The organism is Aquabacterium sp. (genome assembly GCF_034003525.1).
Taxonomy (GTDB): Bacteria; Pseudomonadota; Gammaproteobacteria; order Burkholderiales; family Burkholderiaceae_C; genus Aquabacterium.
In genome coordinates, this window is sequence record NZ_JAVEYN010000006.1 from 81957 (window position 1) to 100910 (window position 18954).

General features: G+C 66.6%; 18 protein-coding genes. 8 read left to right on the top strand and 10 right to left on the bottom strand.

Annotation, left to right across the window (positions count from 1 at the left end):
* Nucleotides 1-58: 58 nt before the first annotated feature.
* From RBT42_RS05465 to badH, 8 genes are all read right to left on the bottom strand, one after another.
* Nucleotides 59-991: an electron transfer flavoprotein subunit alpha/FixB family protein gene (locus RBT42_RS05465; RefSeq protein ID WP_320362894.1), complete on the bottom strand. Its 933-nt coding sequence runs from the start codon at nt 989-991 to the stop codon at nt 59-61.
* Between the two features lie 23 nt (nt 992-1014).
* Complete coding sequence (locus tag RBT42_RS05470) at nt 1015-1764, bottom strand: electron transfer flavoprotein subunit beta/FixA family protein (RefSeq protein WP_320362896.1); 750 nt, start codon at nt 1762-1764, stop codon at nt 1015-1017.
* Nucleotides 1765-1792: 28 nt separating this feature from the next.
* Entirely contained in the window at nt 1793-2986 is a 1194-nt protein-coding gene (locus RBT42_RS05475; protein ID WP_320362898.1) for an acyl-CoA dehydrogenase, read from the bottom strand.
* 20 nt (nt 2987-3006) lie between these two features.
* Nucleotides 3007-3789, bottom strand: coding sequence for an enoyl-CoA hydratase (locus RBT42_RS05480; protein ID WP_413785857.1), 783 nt, complete (start codon nt 3787-3789; stop codon nt 3007-3009).
* Nucleotides 3790-3815: 26 nt separating this feature from the next.
* Nucleotides 3816-5486 carry a cyclohexanecarboxylate-CoA ligase gene (gene aliA, locus RBT42_RS05485; protein ID WP_320362902.1) on the bottom strand — a complete coding sequence of 557 codons (1671 nt, stop codon included), beginning with the start codon at nt 5484-5486 and terminating at the stop codon, nt 3816-3818.
* A gap of 65 nt (nt 5487-5551) precedes the next feature.
* On the bottom strand, nt 5552-6709 hold the full coding sequence (gene aliB / locus RBT42_RS05490) for a cyclohexanecarboxyl-CoA dehydrogenase (RefSeq protein WP_320362904.1): 1158 nt from the start codon (nt 6707-6709) through the stop codon (nt 5552-5554).
* 38 nt (nt 6710-6747) lie between these two features.
* Nucleotides 6748-7536: a 2-ketocyclohexanecarboxyl-CoA hydrolase gene (badI, locus tag RBT42_RS05495; protein WP_320362906.1), complete on the bottom strand. Its 789-nt coding sequence runs from the start codon at nt 7534-7536 to the stop codon at nt 6748-6750.
* A gap of 42 nt (nt 7537-7578) precedes the next feature.
* The gene (badH, locus tag RBT42_RS05500; RefSeq protein ID WP_320362908.1) at nt 7579-8346 is read right to left on the bottom strand and encodes a 2-hydroxycyclohexanecarboxyl-CoA dehydrogenase; all 768 of its coding nucleotides are present in this window, start codon (nt 8344-8346) and stop codon (nt 7579-7581) included.
* A 135-nt stretch (nt 8347-8481) separates the two neighbouring features.
* On the opposite strand from badH, the gene RBT42_RS05505 reads away from it, so the two are divergent.
* The 5 genes from RBT42_RS05505 (at nt 8482) to RBT42_RS05525 (ending at nt 14400) form a co-directional block, all read left to right on the top strand.
* Nucleotides 8482-8994 carry a MarR family winged helix-turn-helix transcriptional regulator gene (locus RBT42_RS05505; protein WP_413785858.1) on the top strand — a complete coding sequence of 171 codons (513 nt, stop codon included), beginning with the start codon at nt 8482-8484 and terminating at the stop codon, nt 8992-8994.
* Between the two features lie 219 nt (nt 8995-9213).
* Nucleotides 9214-9438, top strand: a complete 225-nt coding sequence (locus RBT42_RS05510; RefSeq protein WP_320362910.1) for a hypothetical protein — start codon at nt 9214-9216, stop codon at nt 9436-9438.
* 93 nt (nt 9439-9531) lie between these two features.
* Entirely contained in the window at nt 9532-11013 is a 1482-nt protein-coding gene (locus RBT42_RS05515; protein ID WP_320362912.1) for a TolC family protein, read from the top strand.
* A complete protein-coding gene (locus RBT42_RS05520; RefSeq protein ID WP_320362914.1) occupies nt 11010-12260 on the top strand; it encodes an HlyD family secretion protein in 1251 nt (416 codons plus the stop codon). The genes RBT42_RS05515 and RBT42_RS05520 overlap by 4 nt, the downstream gene beginning before the upstream one ends.
* A gap of 37 nt (nt 12261-12297) precedes the next feature.
* Nucleotides 12298-14400 carry a peptidase domain-containing ABC transporter gene (locus tag RBT42_RS05525; protein ID WP_320362916.1) on the top strand — a complete coding sequence of 701 codons (2103 nt, stop codon included), beginning with the start codon at nt 12298-12300 and terminating at the stop codon, nt 14398-14400.
* 48 nt (nt 14401-14448) lie between these two features.
* Here the strand turns inward: RBT42_RS05525 and RBT42_RS05530 are convergent, their stop codons facing one another.
* The gene (locus tag RBT42_RS05530; protein WP_320362918.1) at nt 14449-14937 is read right to left on the bottom strand and encodes a LapA family protein; all 489 of its coding nucleotides are present in this window, start codon (nt 14935-14937) and stop codon (nt 14449-14451) included.
* Nucleotides 14938-15120: 183 nt separating this feature from the next.
* On the opposite strand from RBT42_RS05530, the gene RBT42_RS05535 reads away from it, so the two are divergent.
* Together RBT42_RS05535 and gstA are read left to right on the top strand one after the other, a co-directional pair.
* Entirely contained in the window at nt 15121-15423 is a 303-nt protein-coding gene (locus RBT42_RS05535) for a hypothetical protein (protein ID WP_320362920.1), read from the top strand.
* Nucleotides 15424-15538: 115 nt separating this feature from the next.
* The gene (gstA, locus tag RBT42_RS05540; RefSeq protein WP_320362922.1) at nt 15539-16144 is read left to right on the top strand and encodes a glutathione transferase GstA; all 606 of its coding nucleotides are present in this window, start codon (nt 15539-15541) and stop codon (nt 16142-16144) included.
* Between the two features lie 40 nt (nt 16145-16184).
* Here the strand turns inward: gstA and RBT42_RS05545 are convergent, their stop codons facing one another.
* On the bottom strand, nt 16185-16829 hold the full coding sequence (locus tag RBT42_RS05545; protein WP_320362924.1) for a DUF502 domain-containing protein: 645 nt from the start codon (nt 16827-16829) through the stop codon (nt 16185-16187).
* A gap of 343 nt (nt 16830-17172) precedes the next feature.
* Here RBT42_RS05545 and RBT42_RS05550 point away from each other — a divergent pair, with 343 nt between their 5' ends.
* On the top strand, nt 17173-18948 hold the full coding sequence (locus RBT42_RS05550) for an N-acetylglutaminylglutamine amidotransferase (RefSeq protein WP_320362926.1): 1776 nt from the start codon (nt 17173-17175) through the stop codon (nt 18946-18948).
* The last annotated feature ends 6 nt before the right edge of the window (nt 18949-18954 follow it).

Here is an 18954-nt window from a genome sequence, read left to right on the forward strand (position 1 = left end):
CGGGCCCCGCCAGGCTTGTTCCCTGTCTGGGCACCCGGAAGGACTCACTCAGAGCGGATCACAGCGATTGCGTCAGCTCCGGCACGGCGGCGAACAGATCGGCTTCCAGACCGAAGTCGGCCACCTGGAAGATCGGGGCTTCGGGATCCTTGTTGATCGCGACGATCACCTTGGAGTCCTTCATGCCAGCCAAGTGCTGGATGGCGCCCGAGATGCCGGCTGCGATGTAGAGCTGCGGTGCCACGATCTTGCCGGTCTGGCCGACCTGCAGGTCGTTGGCGGCGTAGCCCGCGTCCACCGCGGCGCGCGAAGCACCGATGGCGGCACCCAGCTTGTCGGCCAGGGGCGTCAGCACCTCGTTGAACTTCTCGGCCGAACCCAGTGCACGACCACCGGAGACGATGATCTTGGCGGCGGTCAGCTCGGGACGGTCGTTCTGGGCGATCTCGCTGCCCTTGAACGTGCTCAGACCCGAGTCGGCCACGGCATCCACGGTGCGCACGGCGGCGCTGCCACCGGTGGCGGCCGCGGCGTCGAAGCCGGTGGTGCGCACGGTCAGCACCTTCACCGTGTCGGCGCTCTGCACGGTGGCGATGGCGTTACCGGCGTAGATGGGGCGCTCGAAGGTGTCGGCCGAGACCACCTTGGTGACGTCGCTGATCTGGGCCACGTCAAGGCGGGCGGCCACACGCGGGGCCACGTTCTTGCCCGCGGCGGTGGCCGGGAACAGGATGTGGCTGTAGCCGGAGGCCAGGCTCACGACCTGCGCCTTGACGTTCTCGGCCAGGCCCTGCGCCAGGCTGGGGCCATCGGCATGGATCACCTGCGTGACGCCAGCGATCTGAGCGGCGGCAGCAGCCGCTGCGCCAGCGTTGTGGCCCGCCACCAGCACGTGCACCTCCGCGCCGCAAGCGGCGGCCGCAGTGACGGTGTTGAGGGTCGCGCCCTTGAGCGTGGTGTTGTCGTGTTCGGCAATGACGAGTGCGGTCATGTGTGTGTCTCCTTGCAGCGGCCTCACAGGACCTTGGCGTCGTTCTTCAGCTTGCTCACCAGGGTGGCCACATCGGGCACCTTGATGCCGGCCGAGCGCGCAGGCGGCTCGCTGACCTTGAGCGTCTTCAGGCGCGGGCTCACGTCCACCCCCAGGTCAGCCGGCTTGAAGGTGTCCAGCGGCTTCTTCTTGGCCTTCATGATGTTGGGCAGGGTGACGTAGCGCGGCTCGTTGAGACGCAGGTCGGTCGTCACCACAGCCGGCAGGCTCAGCGCCAGGGTTTCGGCACCGCCGTCCACCTCACGGGTCACCACCAGCTTGTCACCGTCCTTGGCCACTTTGGACGCGAAGGTGGCTTGCGGCAGGTTGGCCAGCTCGGCCAGCATCTGGCCGGTCTGGTTGCTGTCGTCATCGATGGCTTGCTTGCCGACGATGATCAGGCCGGGCTGTTCCTTGTCCACGAGGGCCTTGAGCAGCTTGGCCACGGCCAGGGGCTGCAGCTCGGCATCGCTTTCGACCAGGATGGCGCGGTCGGCACCGATGGCCATGGCGGTGCGCAGCACCTCCTGGCACTGGGCCACGCCGCAGGACACGGCCACCACCTCGGTGACGATGCCCTGCTCTTTCAGGCGCACGGCCTCTTCGACGGCGATCTCGTCAAAGGGGTTCATGCTCATCTTGACGTTGGCGATGTCCACGCCGCTCTGGTCGGCCTTGACACGGACCTTCACGTTGTAGTCCACCACACGCTTGACGGCGACGAGTGCTTTCATCTTGTTGTGCTCCGTTGCGGTGTGAGGATCAGAAAGCGGCCGAGCCGGTGATCGCACGGCCCAGGATCAGGGCGTGGATGTCGTGCGTGCCTTCGTAGGTGTTGACCACCTCGAGGTTGACCAGGTGACGGGCCACGCCGAACTCGTCGGAGATGCCGTTGCCACCCATCATGTCGCGCGCCATGCGGGCGATGTCCAGGGACTTGCCGCAGTTGTTGCGCTTCATGATCGAGGTCACTTCGACCGGGGCCTTGCCGGCGTCCTTGACGCGACCCAGGGCCAGGCTGCCTTGCAGGCCCAGCGTGATCTCGGTGAGCATGTCGGCCAGCTTCTTCTGGATCAGCTGGTTGGCGGCCAGGGGCTTGCCGAACTGCTTGCGGTCCATCACGTACTGACGGGCGCGGCTGTAGCAGTCTTCGGCGGCACCCAGGGCACCCCAGGAGATGCCGTAGCGGGCGCTGTTCAGGCAGGTGAAGGGCCCCTTGAGGCCGCGCACTTCGGGGAAGGCGTTTTCTTCAGGGCAGAACACTTCGTCCATCACGATTTCGCCGGTGATGGAGGCACGCAGACCCACCTTGCCGTGGATGGCGGGGGCGCTCAGGCCCTTCCAGCCCTTCTCCAGCACGAAGCCACGGATGGCGTCCTTGCCGTTCTCGTTGCACTGCGCCCAGACCACGAACACGTCGGCGATCGGCGAGTTCGAGATCCACATCTTCGAGCCACTGAGCTTGTAGCCGCCTTCCACCTTGGTGGCGCGGGTGATCATGCTGCCGGGGTCGGAGCCGTGGTTGGGTTCGGTCAGGCCGAAGCAGCCGATGTACTCGCCGGTGCACAGCTTGGGCAGGTACTTGCGCTTGGTCGCTTCGGTGCCGAATTCGTTGATGGGCACCATCACCAGCGAGTGCTGCACGCTCATCATCGAGCGGTAGCCCGAGTCCACGCGCTCGACCTCCCGGGCCACCAGGCCGTAGGACACGTAGTTCAGGCCCGAGCCACCGTATTCGGTCGGGATGGTCACGCCCAGCAGGCCCAGCTCGCCCATCTCACGGAAGATGGACGGGTCGGTCTTTTCGTGGCGGAAGGCTTCCAGCACGCGCGGGGCCAGCTTGTCCTGGCAGTAGGCGCGTGCCGCGTCGCGCACGGCGCGCTCGTCTTCGGTCAACTGCTGGTCCAGCAGCAGGGGATCGTCCCATTGGAAAGAGGCTTTGGCGTGTGAAGACATGGTGTGATCCTTGAAAAATATCAACGGTGCTGGAACACCGGTTTACGTTTGGCCAGGAAGGCTTGCATGCCTTCGCGGGCGTCGTCGGTGGCGAAGCGGCCATACAGCTCGCGACGCTCGAAGCCGATGCCTTCGGCCAGGGAGGATTCCCAGGCCCGGTTGACACAGGCCTTGATGCTCATGACGGCCGGCAGCGAGAAGCTCGCCACCGTGGTGGCCACGGCCATCGCTTCGTCCATCAGTTGTTCGTTGGCGACCACGCGCGAGACCAGGCCATCGCGCTCGGCTTCCTGCGCATTGAGCAGGCGGCCGGTCAGGCACAGATCCATGGCCTTGGCCTTGCCGATGGCGCGCGGCAGGCGCTGGGTGCCACCGGCGCCTGGCAGCATCGCCAGCTTCACTTCGGGCAGGCCAAAGCGAGCCGACTCGGCCGCGATGACGATGTCGCACGACAGGGCCAGCTCACAGCCACCACCCAGCGCGAAGCCGGCCACGGCACCGATCACGGGCTTGCGCACCTGGCGGATGGTTTCCCAGTTGCGGGTCACGAACTGGTCGCGCACCACGTCCTGGTAGGTCCAGTCGGCCATGGCCGCGATGTCGGCACCCGCCGCAAAAGCCTTGTCGTTGCCGGTGATCACGATCGCGCCAATGCTCTCGTCACGGTCGAAGGCCAGCAAGGCCTCGCCCAGGTCGGTCATCAGCGCGTCGTTGAGCGCATTCATCTGCGCCGGACGGTTCAGGGTGATGATCCCGACGCGGCCTTGCGTCGAGGTCAGGATCGGCTGTTCTGTAGAGCTCATGGCAGATCGTTTTTCTGAAGGCTCACTCATTGAGCCTGCTTGACCATCTCGGCGATCATTTCGCGGAGCTTGAACTTCTGGATCTTTCCAGAAGCGGTCGAGGGCATGGATTCCTGCACCAGCAGCTTCTCGGGGATGTACTGCATGGCGACCTTCTGCTCCTTCATGTACGCCACCATCTCCTCGAAAGTCAGCGACTGACCTGGCTTGGTCACCACCACGGCGCAGGCACGCTCACCCATGCGCTCATCGGGGTAAGGCACGACCGCGGCCAAGGCCACGGAGGGGTGGCGGTACAGCAGGTTCTCAACTTCCACGACCGGAATGTTCTCGCCGCCACGGATGATCACGTCCTTGGAGCGGCCGGTGATGCGGATGTAACCCTGGTCGTCCATGCGGGCCAGGTCACCGGTGTCGAACCAGCCTTGCTCGTCGGTGCCATTGAGGTGTGGGCGCTTCAGGTAGCCGCCGAAGTTGGAACACGAGCGCACCAGCAGCTTGCCAGCGGTGCCATGCGGCACGTCGTGGCCGTCGAGGTCCACCACCTTCACTTCCACGCCGGGCAGCGGGCAGCCATCGGTGTTGAAGGCGCGCTCGTCCGGATCGTCCAGGCGGGTCGTGGTCACGGCGCCGTTCTCGGACATGCCCCAGGCGGACACGATCTTCACACCCAGCACAGCACGGGCCTGCTCGACCAGGGCGGTGGGGATCGGTGCGCCCGCGCACAGGAAAGTTTGCAGCGTGGGCACGCTGGTGTTGGCCGCCTGCACGTTGTTGGTCAGGTCGGTCAGGAAGGGGGTGGAGGCCATCGTGAAGGCCACCTTCTCGGCATTGATCAGCTCGATGCCCTTCTTGGCGTCCCACACGTCCTGCAGCACCACGTGCGACTTCAGGATGACGGGCATCAGCAGGCCGTACATGAAGCCGGTCTGGTGGGCCATCGGCGAGGCCATCAGGATGGTGTCGTCGGCACCGAGCTTGAGGCGCTTGGCGTAAGGCACGATGTTGGCAAACACCGTGTTGGCCGAGTGCATCACGCCCTTGGGCTCACCGGTGGTGCCCGAGGTGTAGCTCAGCTGGGTGATGTCATCGGCGCTCGGGCGATGCTGCGTCAGGATCGCCTGCGCATCCGCGTCCTTCTCCCACTCAGGGATCGTCAGCAGGGCTTCGAAGCTGTTGGCAGCGGGCTGGCCGTTGGCATCCACCGCGCCCACAACCACCACATGCTGGAGGTCGGGCAGCTGGGGCTTGAGACCGTTGAGCATGGCCTCGAAGTCAAAGCCACGGAAAACCTTGGGCACGATGACGACCTTGGCCTCGCCATGCTTGAGCATGAAGGACAGCTCACGCTCACGGAAGATGTGCATCATGGGGTTGAGCACCGCCCCGATGCGCGAGCAAGCCAGGTAGGTCAGCGTGAACTGCCACCAGTTGGGCAGCTGCAGGCCCACGATGTCGTTCTTGCCCACACCCAGTTTGGTGAGGCCCACGGCGATGCGGTCAGCCAGGCGCGCCATCTCGGCGTAGGTGAAGCGGGTGACCTCACCGCTCTCCACACGCACCGCGGTCAACGCCAGCTTGTCAGGACAGGCGGCCACGGCCGCGTCCAGCTCGTCGTTGATGGTGCGGTCCAACCAGTAACCTTGGGCCACGGCGGCGGCGCGACGGGGCGCCAGCAAAACTGCATCGAATTCCATGGGGTGTCTCCTCAATCTCTTGTGTCTGGGCGGCTGATGAGCTGTCAGCCCGGCCGCCACCGGCTTTAGGCCGGCACGTTCTTGCGACCAGCGCGCACGCGGGCCACGATGGTCTTCATGATCTGGGCGGTACCGTCACCGATCTGGAAGCCCAGCACGTCACGCAGGCGCTGTTCCATCAGACCGCGGTCGTAGCCACCATGGCCGTAGCACAGCAGGCACTGGTGGATCACGTCGTAGGCCAGCTTGGGACCCCACCACTTGGCCATGCCGGCTTCCGCCGTGTGCGGCAGGCCCTGGTCCTTCAACCACAGGCCTTGCAGGCACAGCAGGCGGGCGCCTTCGACTTCGGTGTCGAACTGGGCCAGCGGGTGGGTCACGCCCTGGAAGTTGGACAGGGTCTTGCCGAAGGCTTCACGCTGGGTGATGTATTCCCAGGTTTCTTCGAGCGCGACGCGGGCCACGGCCAGGCACTGCAGACCGATCAGCGAGCGCGAGAAGTCGAAGCCGTGCATCACCTGCACGAAGCCCTTGTTCTCTTCGCCCAGGCGGTGGCTGACGGGCACGCGCACGTTCTCGAAGAAGATCGAACCGCGGCCGATGGCACGCTGGCCATGGCAGTCGAAGCGGTTGGTGGTCAGGCCCGGGGTGTCCATCGGGACCATCACGGCGGTCACGCCATGGGCACCGTCTTCCGGCTTGCCGGTGCGACCGAACACGACCGCGATGTCGGCCTGGTCGGCGGCAGAAATGGAGGTCTTCTCGCCGTTGATGACGTAGAAGTCGCCGTCACGCTCGATGCGCAGGCGCAGGTTGGCCGCGTCCGAGCCGCCACGCGGTTCGGTCAGGGCGATACAGCAGATGGCCTCACCCTTGGTCAGCTTGCGCAACCAGGGGCCGACAACCTCGGGGTTGCCGTACTTGGACAGGATCTGGCCGTTGAGCGAGGCCAGCAGGTTCAGGTAAGAGAAGCTGAGGTCGGCACGGGCGATCTCTTCGTGGATCACACCCGCAGCCAGACAGCCCATGCCCAGCCCGCCGAATTCTTCGGGCAGTTCAGGGCAGATGAACCCGAGTTCACCCATTTCGCGCAGCAGCTCGCGATTGAGGTCGCGGGTCTTGTCGCGCTCCAGAAAACCGGGCGCCACGCGCTCGGTCGCAAAACGGCGGGCCGTCTCGGCCAGCGCCTGCAGGTCTTCGTTGATATACGGGTTCGGGTTCATCTCTCAGTCTCCAAAATACGTGCGTGTCGTCCGTGCGCTTACTTGGCGTACTTGCGGAAGTCCGGCTGACGCTTTTCCTTCAGCGCGTTGACGCCTTCACGCGACTCTTCGGTGTCGTAGTACAACTTCAGCGCGTACATGCCCATGCCGGCGATGCCGCTCTGGTGCGCGGTGTCCATGTTGAAGCTGCGCTTGGCGATGGCGATGGCGGTCGGGCTGCGTTCGCAGATCGTCTCGGCCCATTCCTGCACGGTGGCGTCGAGCTGGTCGTGCGGCACGACGGCGTTGGCCAGCCCCATGGCCACGGCTTCTGCGCCGGAGTAGCGCTTGTTCAGGTACCAGATTTCGCGGGCCTTCTTTTCGCCGACCACGCGGGCCAGGAAAGCGGTGCCGTAGCCAGGGTCGACCGAGCCCATCTTGGGACCGACCTGGCCGAAGATGGCCTTCTCGGAAGCGATGGTCAGGTCACAGATGGTGCACAGCACGTTGCCGCCGCCGATGGCGTAGCCTTGCACGCGGGCGATCACGGGCTTGGGCACGTCACGGATGGCGGTGTGCAGCTCTTCCATCGGCAGGCCGATGGTGCCGCGGCCGTCGTAGTTGCCGTTGTGGGCCGACTGGTCGCCGCCGGTGCAGAAGGCACGGTCGCCCGCGCCGGCCAGCACGATGCAACCAACTTCACGGTCGTAACCGGCCTTGTTCAGGGCCTTGATGATTTCGTCGCAGGTCTGGCCGCGGAACGAGTTCATCTTGTCGGGGCGGTTGATGGTGATCCACGCCACACGGTTACGCACTTCGTACAGGATGTCTTCGAATTCAACAGTCATGGTGTTCTCGCTTGGAATGAGGTTGGATGAGATGCGATCGGCTCAACCGTGCATGGTCAGACCGCCGGAGACGGAGATCACCTGACCGGTGATGAAGCCCGCGTCGTCGCTGCCGAAGAAGGCGATGGCGCTGGCCAGGTCGTCGGGCTGACCCAGACGGCCCAGGGGGATGGCGCTCTTGAACGCTTCGATCAGCTTGGCCGGATCGCGTGCACCTTCGGCCACGCCCGCCAGCAGGGCGGTGTCGGTCGGGCCGGGGCACACGACGTTGACGGTGATGCTTTGACGGGCATGCTCACGCGCCAGGGTCTTGGACAGGGCCACCAAACCGCCCTTGCAGGCGGAATAGACGGCTTCACCGGACGAACCACCGCGGGCGGCGTCCGAGGCGACGTTCACGATGCGGCCGTACTTGCGCTCGGCCATGCCGGGCAGCACCGCGTGCAGCATGTGCAGGGCGCCGGTCAGGTTGATGGCGATCAGCTTGTCCCACTCGGCGGGCACGGTCTTGACGAAGGGCTTGAAGACGTCCCAGCCGGCGTTGTTGACCAGCACGGCGATGGGGCCCAGGGCGGCTTCGGCAGCGGCCACGGCGGCATCGACTTCAGTGCGATCGGTGATGTTGCACTTGAAGGCTTGGGCCACGCCGCCGGCAGCCTTGATCTCGTCGACCACCTTCTGTGCGGCTTCGACGTTCATGTCGAACACCGCGACCTTGGCGCCGTCCTTGGCGAAGCGCTTGCTGGTCGCGCCGCCGATGCCGCCGCCGCCGCCAGTCACGATCACGGTCTTGCCTTCAAAGTTTGCCATGGGGTTCTCCATCCAGGGTGAGGGTTGATATGCTGCGCAGTAGTCACGACTGATCTGCGCCAATTATGTCAATGTGTTGACTAATATTAGTCCTGCGCCTATCTTTCCGCAAGCATCTAATTGAACGGAACTTCTATGGTTTTCCCTAATGATATCGGCGACATTGGTCGGATGGAGCAGGCCAATCGCCTCTTCTTTCGCCTATATCAATGCGCCAACATGTTGCACAAAACAGGCACCAAGGCCGTGGAAAGTGAAGGGCTGACCACCCAGCAGTGGGCCGTGCTGGGGGCCCTGTCGCGCCCCGACACCCAAAACGGCATCAGCATGGGCGACCTGGCCCGCTTCCTGATGGTCAGCCGCCAGAACCTCTCAGGCCTGATCAGCCGCATGGAGCGCGACGGCCATGTGCGCAGCGACCCCGACGGACGGGATCGCCGCTCTCGCCTGGTCACCATGACGGACTCGGGGCGCCGGGTCTGGCTCGAACAGGCGGCCCCCAAGATCCAGCGCTACTACGCGCAGGCGCTGGACGGCTTCTCCAACAGTGACCTCACGCACACGGTGCACTACCTGCTCAAACTGCTGGACAACATGAAGGCCATCGACGCGGAGCAAGGCGGCCACGGCCCGGCCGACGAGGACTGACGGCATGACGCGTGCGTCATCTGCAAACCTCTCGCGTTAACCCCAGGCCCGCCGCCCCCATGACCGCGGGGGCGGGCGCGTGAAATCACCCCTGCTGGGGCCTGCGCCCACACCAACCCCAGCTTAACGAGCCCCGTTCGATCCGTACAGTGAGCGCACGCCACCAAGGTTGTGTTGGGTGGCGACACCCTCGCAACCCAAATCATCCACGGAGCTCTCATGCGCACCCTGAACCAACAAGAAATCGCAGCAGTCAACGGCGGCCTGTCCATCGGCCAAGTGCTTGACGCCCTGAACGGCAAGCCGGCCACCGGCCTGTTCGTGTCGTCCACCGACAAGACCATCACCCAGGTGATCGCTGCCCTGTCGCCCTACCTGAAGCCCCTGATCGAAAGCGCCATCACCAAGCTGATCGCCTCGATCACCAAGCCGAAGGCCGCCTGAGGCGTCTTCACCTGATGTCGCAGGCCACTTTGGCCTGTGCATCGACGGGCCGCCTCGGCGGCCTTTTGTCATTGGTGCGGGAACGTGGACGGCATGTCGCCTTTGCAGTGGTGGGCGCACCGAGTACGTGTGCAGTGTGTGGGATGGATCGGCGGGCTGAGCCTGATGAGCGGGCTCGGCTGCCCTGCGCTCGCCCAAGCTGGGCCGGCCCACAGCCTGAAATGGACGTTCACGCTGAGCCAGTCCCCGGCTGGCGCCCTGTCAACCGAGGCCGCCAGCGAGACCCTGTGGGCCAGCGCCTGGCCCGATCTGCTGCAAGCCGCGCAGCAACAGGCGGCCGCCAACCGCGTGGCCGATGCGAATGTGCAAGCTGCACAAGCCCAGCAGCGTCAGGCCTGGGCCGCCGCCTGGATGCCCCGGGTGGAACTCAACGCCAGCAGCAGCACCCAGCAGCAAACCTACAACGGGCTCGACAGCCGCACCCCGGCCTCGGCCATCACCCTGAGCACCACCTTGCCCCTGTGGCGGGCTGCCGAGCGCGCCAGCGCCCAGGCGCAGGCAGCCGTGACCGAGCAGTCGCGCTGGCAGGCCCGCGCCCAGCGCACCACGGTCGCGCGTGAACTGAGCCTGGCCTACCTGGCTGCCGCCGAGGCCGCTGAACAGCGGCGCCTGGCCGAGGCCCAGCTGGCCCTGCTGCAGGCGCAGTTGCACATCAACGACCGGCGCCTGCAGGCCGGCCTGGGCACGGTGCTCGAACAGCTCGAAACCCGCACCCGCATCGACCAGGTGCGCGCCAGCATCCGCGAGCTCAGCATGCGCGCCGCCACCCAGCGCCTCACCGTGGCGCGCCTGAGCGGCCAGACCGAGGTGCGCACCGCCGCGGGCCTGAGCGCCCAAACCTCGGCCCTGCCCTCCGACCTGCCCCCCCTGAGCGAGGCCCTGGACCAGGCCGTGCAGGCCAACCCGCAGTGGCTCGACGCCCAGGCCGGCCTCACCGCCGCCCGCGCCACCGAATCAGCCCGGCAGGCCGAGGCGTGGCAGCCCACCGTCGATGCCGTGGCCTCGGCCAGCCGCACCCGCCAGACCCAGCGCTTCGAAGGCATCACCGAGCGCCAGAACGTGCGCACCGAAGCCATCGGCGTGCAACTCAACTGGCCCCTGTTCACCGGCGGCTACCAGCAAGGCCGCGTGCAGGAAGCCACCGCCCTGCTCACCCGCGCCCAGGCCCAGCTCGACCAGATCGAAACCGAGGTGCACACCAGCCTGCGCGACGCCTACCAGCGCCGGGCCCAGGCGCAATCGGTCATCGCCGCCCAGCAAGACGTCGAGGCCACCGCGACCGCCACGCATGCCGCCGTCCACAAGGCCTTTGTGGCCGGGCTGCGCACCAACCTCGACCTGCTCAACGCGCAGCAGCAGATCTACAGCGCCCGCCAGAGCCTGGTGACCGCCCGCGTCACCGCCCTGAGCGCCCACATCGACATCCTGGCCCAGCTCGACCGGCTCGACGCCGCGCACGTGGCCCCGCTGAGCGCCCAGCTCGACCCCCAGGCCCTGACGGAGTCCCGCCCATGAGCTCACCCGCTCACGACCTTTTTCGCCAGGAGGCCCTGGCTGCCCGCGCCGACAACAGCGCCGGCCCGGCCTTGCGCATCCGCCCGGTGGGCGCCACCCGCCTGACCCTCTTTTTCGCGGCCCTGGCGCTGGGCGTGCTGCTGCTGCTCATTTTCGGCAGCTACACCAAGAAGGAGCGCGTGCAAGGCGCCATCCAGGCCCGCGATGGTGTGGCCACGGTCGTGCCACCCGAGGCCGGCCTGGTGCAGCGCGTGCTGGTCAAAGACGGCCAGTTGGTGCAAGCCGGCCAGCCCCTGATCGCCCTGAGCCACGACCGCCAGACCGATGCCGGCAGCACCCAGGCCCTGCTCAGCACCAACCTGCAAGGCCGCCGCCAGCAGGTGCAGACCCAGACCGAGGCGCAGCAGCGCGCCATGCTGGCCACCTGGGCCGGACTGGACCAGCGCATCGCCCAGGGCCAGCGCAACGCCGACTCGCTGAGCGAAGAGATCCGCCTGCAAAGCCAGCAGGTGGCCTCGTCCCGCAAGCTGCTCGACCAGTTGCAGCCACTGCTGGCCGAGCGCATCGTCTCCGAGCTGCAGTATGAGCAGCAACGCCAGGCCCTGCTCGACCAGAGCGCCCGCCTGCAGGCCCTGGAGCGCCAGCACAGCGCCGCCCTGGCCGACGTGGCCCTGGCCCGCGAAGAGCGCACACGCGTGGGTGCCGAGCACCGCGTCACCCAGGCCGGCCTCGACCGCGACCTGCTCACCCTGCAGCAGGAAGAGGTGCAGCGCCAAAGCGCCGGCCAGACCGTGCTCACCGCCCCGATCACCGGCACCGTCACCAACCTGCTCGTCACCCCAGGCCAGAGCGTGGCAGCCGGCGCCAGCGTTGTGGCCATCGTGCCCGCCGACTCGCCCATGACCGCCGTGCTCTACGTGCCCAGCACCGCCATCGGCTTCATCCAGGCCGGCCAGCGCGTGCGCGTCAGCTACGACGCCTTCCCCTACCAGCGCTTCGGCCAGTACCACGGCGTGGTGCACAGCGTCTCGCAGACCGATGTGCCCATGGCCGCCAACCCCGACAAGCAAGACCGGCGCGCCTACTTCCTGGTGCGCGTGCGACTCGACGCCTCGACCGTGAAAGCCTATGGCACCGAGATCCCGCTGCGCCCCGGCCTCACCCTCACCGCCGACGTCGAAATCGACCGCCGCAGCCTGATCCGCTGGATGCTCGACCCGCTGTTGGCCTTCACCGGCAAGCTGTGAACGCGAACCCTGACGCGATCCTTCATCCGAGACCCGCATGAACCTGCTTTCTCTGTGGCCCCGCCGTCGTGTGCCGATGATCCTGCAATCGGAGGCGGCCGAGTGCGGCCTGGCCTGCCTGGCCATGATCGCCAGCGCCCACGGTCATGACACCGACCTGTTGACCCTGCGCCGCCGCTTCGAGATGTCCTCGCGCGGTGCCACCCTGGGCCGCCTGATGCAGATCGCCGACCAGATGGGGCTGGCCAACCGCGCCCTGCGTCTGGAGCTTGAAGAGCTGCCCCAGCTGCAGGTGCCCTGCATCCTGCACTGGGACCTCAATCACTTCGTGGTGCTGGTGCGCGCCGATGCCAAGCGCATCACCGTGCTCGACCCGGCGGTAGGTGAGCGCACGCTCACGCTCAAGGAGGCCAGCCCCCATTTCACCGGCGTGGCGCTGGAGCTGGCCCCCACCCAGGGCTTCGAGAAGAAGACCGAGAAGACACCCTTCGACCTGCGCGTGCTGTTTGCCGGCCAGCAGGGCCTGTGGCGCGCCTTCGCGCAGATGGCGGTGCTGTCCATCGTGCTGGAGACCTTCAGCATCCTCATGCCCATGCTCAGCCAGTGGGTGATCGACGACGTGGTCGTGACCCGCGACACGCCGCTGCTCACCGTGCTGTGCATCGCGATGTTCCTGCTGGCCTTCATGGCCTTGTGCACGCGCCTGCTGCGCGGCTGGATCGTGCTGGGCGCGAGCCTGTCGTGGAAGATCTCTTCGAGCACCAATGTCTTTCGCTACCTGCTCAAGCTGCCGCTGTCCTACTTTGACAAGCGCCACACGGGCGACGTGATGTCGCGCTTTGCCTCCGTCGGCCACATCCAGGACACGATCACCACCAACCTGATCGAGACCGTGCTCGACGGTGTCGTCAGCCTGATCACGCTGGGCCTGATGTTCCTGTACAGCCCCATGCTGGCGGGCATCGTGCTGGCGGTGGCGGTGCTGCAGGCGCTGGTGCGCTTTGCCGTCTTCAAGCCCTACCGCCAGGCCACCGAAGAGCTGATCGTGCGCGACGCCACGATCCAGACCTTCCTGCTCGAGAGCCTGCGCGGCATCTCGGCCATCAAGTTCTTTGCCCGCCCCAACTGGCGCGTGGGCGGCTGGATGAACCAGCAGGCTTCGATGGTCAACGCCCAGGTCAAGCAAGAGCGCATCGGCATCTTCTACGAGTTCGTCAACGGCACCATCAGCGCGGTGGAAGGCGGCCTGATCCTGTACCTGGCCGGCACCCTCATCATCGAAGAGAAGTTCACCATCGGCATGCTGGTGGCCTTCCTCGCCTACAAGGGCCAGTTCCTGCAACGCGCCAGCGAACTGCTGGAGCGCGTCATCAACCTGCGCCTGCTCAAGCTCCAGGGTGAGCGCCTGGCCGACATCGTGCTGACCGAAGCCGAGGCGCCCTCACCCGCCCACGCGGCCGCCTCGCTGCAAGCCGATGCGCCGATGACGCTGGAGATGCGCAACGTGACCTTCCGCTACTCAGCCGGTGAGGAGCCCGTGCTGCACGAGCTCAACCTGAGCCTGCACACCGGTCAGGCCGTGGCCATCGTCGGGCCGTCGGGCTGCGGCAAATCAACCCTGCTCAAGGTGCTGTCCGGCCAGGTCATCCCGGAGTCGGGCGAGGTGCTGCTCAACGGCGTGCCCATCCAGCGCCTGGGCGCCGAAGCCTTCCGCTCGGTGCTGGGCACGGTGTTCCAGGACGACCAGCTGTTCTCGTGCTCGATCTACGACAACATCGCCATGAACGACCAGGAGGCCAGCCACGACAAGGTGATGGCCGCCGCCAAGCTGGCCTGCATCCACGACGACATCGAGCGCATGCCCATGGGCTACCAGACCCTGGTGGGCGGCATGGGCGCCACCCTGTCCGGCGGGCAAAAGCAGCGCCTGCTGCTGGCGCGCGCGCTCTACAAGCAGCCGCGCTTCCTGCTGCTCGACGAGTACACCAGCCACCTCGACTTCGACACCGAAGCCCAGGTGCAGCAGGCCATCAACGCCCTGGGCTGCGGCCGCTTCATCATCACGCACCGCGAGCACAGCCTGAGCGCAGGCGACGAAATCTGGCGCCTGCAAGCCGGTCAGTTGGTGCGCGCCGGCTGAGGGCCGCCTCGGCCCCTCAGGCCTCCGCCTGGAACGACGGATTGACGCTCAGCGCTCCGGCGCCGGCAGCCCGCGCTCCAGCCGGTCTTCCAGCTCACCGATGCTCGCGGCCAGCGAATTGCCGGTCTGCTCGGTGAGGGTCTGCGTGGCCTGCTCCAGCTCGGCGATGCGGGCCAGCAGGGCCTGCTGCGCCTCGGCTTGGCGCGCCGCCTGCGTCGCCAGTTCGGCCGCGATGAACTCGCGCAAGGCGGTGAAACGCGACGCCTCGGCCTTGTCGGCCAGCTCGCGGTGGGACTGCAGCTCTTTCGTGTGGCGACGGGTGTCGAGCAAGACCGTGCCCTGCAAATACACCGCGTGCACCAGGAAGACCACCGTCAGCAGCACGAGCAGGCTCAGCAACAGCAGGCCCAGCGGCACGGCCGCCGTCGTGAAGCCCAGCGACAGCTCGGTCGGCGTGACAAAAGCCGGCCAGTTCATGAGCGTGACGGCCGCCAGCATGGCCGCAAGCAGCAAGAGCAGCAGGTACAAGGTTCGCATGGCGGTCTCCCTCTTCAAGTCGTGATCAGGGCTGGGCCCTGTCTCACACCTTACACCGAGCCGGCGCCGCCTCGCCCCCCCATCGCGATGCTGTACACCGCATCGGCCCGTCTGACAAGACTCGACGCCGACTCCGCACAGGCTCACAATGATCGCGTCAGCCGCCTGAACCGGAGATGTGCGATGCCGATGCCCCGCCTGCCCACCGAAGACTTCGCCGAGGCCGATGCCCTCGATGTCAACGATCCCCGCATCGTGCTGCGCCCCGATGGCTACCACTGGTTGAGCGAAGGGGGTCGCATCGAAAACGGCCCCTTCGAGAGCGCCCGCGCCGCCTGGGCCGACATGCATGCGGCCGACGAGGACGCCCCCACCCCGGAAGGCGACATCCAGGAGGTCTCGGCCGAGATCGGCATCGCCGACTGGGTTGACCCCGACACGGGCGACCCGGCCGAAGGCACGATCCCGCACCTGAGCGACGAGTGAGACCGCTCCAGCGTGCGGCACCGCGCACCAAATCCCAGTGCCGTCTGTGGGCAAACCCGCTCGGTCACAATGCGCCGCAAGCCCTTGTGACCCTGCTCACCCACGGAGAACCCTGATGAAACTGTTCCTGAAACCCGGCTCCTGCTCGCTGGCCTCGCACATCGTCCTCGAAGAAATCGGTCGTCCTTACGAGACCGAAGCCGTCGACCTGGCCAAGAAGGTCACCGCCAGTGGCGCCGATTTCTGGGCCATCAACCCCAAGGGCTATGTGCCCGCCCTGCTGCTCGACGACGGTGAACTGCTCACCGAAGGCCCCGCCATCCTGCAATACCTGGCCGACCAGGCCCCCGAGCTGAACCTGGCCCCGGCCAACGGCAGCAAGGCCCGCTACCAGCTGCAAAGCTGGCTGACTTTCATCGGCACCGAAGTCCACAAGAACTTCAGCCCCTTCTTCAACCCGGCCGCCACACCCGAGATGAAGAGCCTGGCCACCGCCAACCTGCAGCGCCGCCTGGGCTACGTCAACGACCAGCTCGCCGGTCGCGACTTCCTGCTGGGCAACACCTTCAGCGTGGCCGACGCCTACCTGTTCACTGTGGTCGGCTGGGCCAAGTTCGTCCAACTCGACCTGAGCGCCTGGCCGAACATCACGGCCTTCCTGGCCCGCGTCGCCGCCCGTCCGGCCGTGCAACGCGCCCTCAAGGCCGAAGGCCTGGCCTGATCGGGACTCACGCGGTCGGCGCCGCGCCCTTCGCGCCGGCCTAACCGCGTCCCAGCACCTGGCTGGACGTCACGCCCATCGACACATAGATGCTGGTCAGCCCGTCCATGCCCACATCGGCAGGCGTCACCCAGTCTTCGCGCACATACAGCAGGCCGCCGCCCACCGGCACCGGCGCCGTGGGCACCAGCACCGCCAGGTGACGCTGCCCGTCGATCTCGACCGGGTCGGGACTGGACAGCAGCGCCAGCACCTTCACGCCACCGCTGTCGCCAAAGCGGCACCAGACCGGGCTCATGGTCTTGAGACCATCCTCTTCGCCCTGGCTGAGCATGTCCACAAAGCGGCGGATCAGGTCATAGACATTGCGCACCAGCGGGATGCGGCGCACCACCGCATTGACCAAGCGCGCCAGACCGCGCTGCAACTCGGCCTCGACCAGCAGCCCGAGCGCGAACACCCCCATCACGATGATGAAGGCGCCCAGCACATAGCCCAGCATCACCGAGCCCGACAGCCCGATCCCCAGGCTCACGAACACCTTGCCCACCAGACTGCTCGGGCCCAGCCACGCGTACAGCAACTGCCCCAGCCAGATGAACACGGCGGCGGTCACAAACAAAGGCAAGGCGGCCAGCAGGCCCGTCACGAAGGTGCGGGTCAGCTGACGCAGGGAACGCTTCATGAGCATGTCATGGCCCAGACATCGGCACGGCAACACTGCCGCCCGGCATTATCGCGAGCGACAGGCCCGCTGCGCCCCGGTGCGTCGCTTGCACACACCCAAATACATTTGTACAATAGTAATTTCCGATGTGTTCCAAGCCCTTGTTGAGCACATCGACCACCAGCAGGGCTGGGCCTCATCAGGCTCACCCGAACTCGTGGTACGCCCGCCCGTGGGCCAAGCGGTCGGGCGCCGTCTGCCTGTCCTTCAGGCGGGCATGACGCCGCATCCCTCCCGATGCCGATGGCGTTGCCGTTCCAGGCTCGCACGAGTCACCTGGCGCAAGCAGAAGGAGCCCCGCATGTGTGGCTTTGTCGGTGTCCGTCGCTTCGATGGCCGCCCTCCTGATATCGCGCTCTTGCAGCGCATGTCCGACGTGATCGCCCCCCGTGGCCCGGACGCCCACGGCATGTTCCAGCAAGGCCCGTTCGCCGTGGCCCACCGCCGCCTGAAAGTGATCGACCTGAGCGAGCACGCCCAGCAACCCATGGTCGACCGGGAACTGGGCCTGACCCTCGTCTTCAACGGCTGCATCTACAACTACCGCGAGCTGCGCCAGGAGCTGGAGGGGCTGGGTTACCGCTTCACCTCCTCGGGCGACACCGAAGTCGTACTCAAGGCCTTCCATGCCTGGCGTCAGGACGCCTGGCAACGTCTGCACGGCATGTTCGCGGTGGTCGTGCATGAGCGCGACACCGGTCGGGTCACCCTGGCACGAGATCGCTTCGGCATCAAGCCGATGTACCTGGCCCAGACCCCTGGCGGCCTGCGCTTTGGCTCCAGCCTGCCCGCCCTGATCTGCGACCCGGAGGTGGACCGCAGCATCGACCCGATGGCGCTGGACCACTACCTGTCCTGGCATGCCGTCGTGCCCCCACCGCTGACGCTCCTCAAGGGCGTGCGCAAGCTGCCGCCCGGCAGCAGCCTGAGCATCGACGGCGAGGGACAAGGCAGCTTGCACACCTGGTGGCAATTGCGCGTGCAGGCCGACCCCGAACTGGCCGCCCTGCCCGTCCGCGAGCGCGAGGACATGGTGGAACAGGCCCTGCGCACCGCCGTGCGGCGCCGCGCCCTGGCCGACGTGCCGGTCGGCGTGCTGCTGTCCGGCGGCGTGGACTCCAGCCTCATCGTCGCCCTGTTGGCGGAAATGGGGCAACCGGGCCTGCAGACCTTCTCCATCGGCTTTGACGGGGCCGGCGGCGAAGCGGGCGACGAGTTCATGTACTCCGATCTGGTCGCCCAACGCTTTGGCACCACGCACCACCGCATCCACATCCCCACCGCGCAGCTGATGGACGCGCTGCCCGGCACCATCGCCGCCATGTCCGAGCCGATGGTGAGCTACGACAACGTCGCCTTCTATCTGCTCTCACGCGAGGTGGCCAAGCACACGAAGGTCGTGCAAAGCGGCCAGGGGGCCGATGAGGTCTTTGCCGGCTATCACTGGTACCCCCACCTGGCCACCATGCCCGTCGACAATGCGGCGGCGGCCTACGAGCAGGTCTTTTTTGACCACACCCCCAAGCAACTCTCGCAGTTGCTGCTGCCGGCCGTTCAGGCTCAGGGCATGAGCCAAGCCTATGTGGCGCAGCACTTCCGCGGGATCGGCGGCAGCAGCGTCGAGAAGGCCCTGCACCTGGACACCACCGTGATGCTGGTCGATGACCCGGTCAAACGGGTCGACAACATGACCATGGCCTGGGGCCTGGAGGCCCGCGTGCCCTTCCTCGACCATGAGCTGGTCGAGCTGGCCGGCCGCCTGCCCGTGGCCGACAAGCTGGGCGATGGCGGCAAAGGCGTGCTCAAGGCCATCGCCCGTCGGCACCTGCCCAACGAGGTGGTCGACCGCCCCAAGGGCTACTTCCCGGTGCCCATCCTCAAGCACATCGAGGGCCCCGTGCTGGACCTCGTGCGCGACACGCTGGCCAGCCAGGCCGCCCGACAGCGGGGCCTGTTCCAGCCAGAGGCGATCGCACGCTTGCTCGCCAACCCCGACGGCGACCTCACCCCACTGCGTGGCTCCCGCCTGTGGCAGGTCGCCTTGCTCGAGATGTGGCTGCAAACCCACCAGCTGTGAGACCAC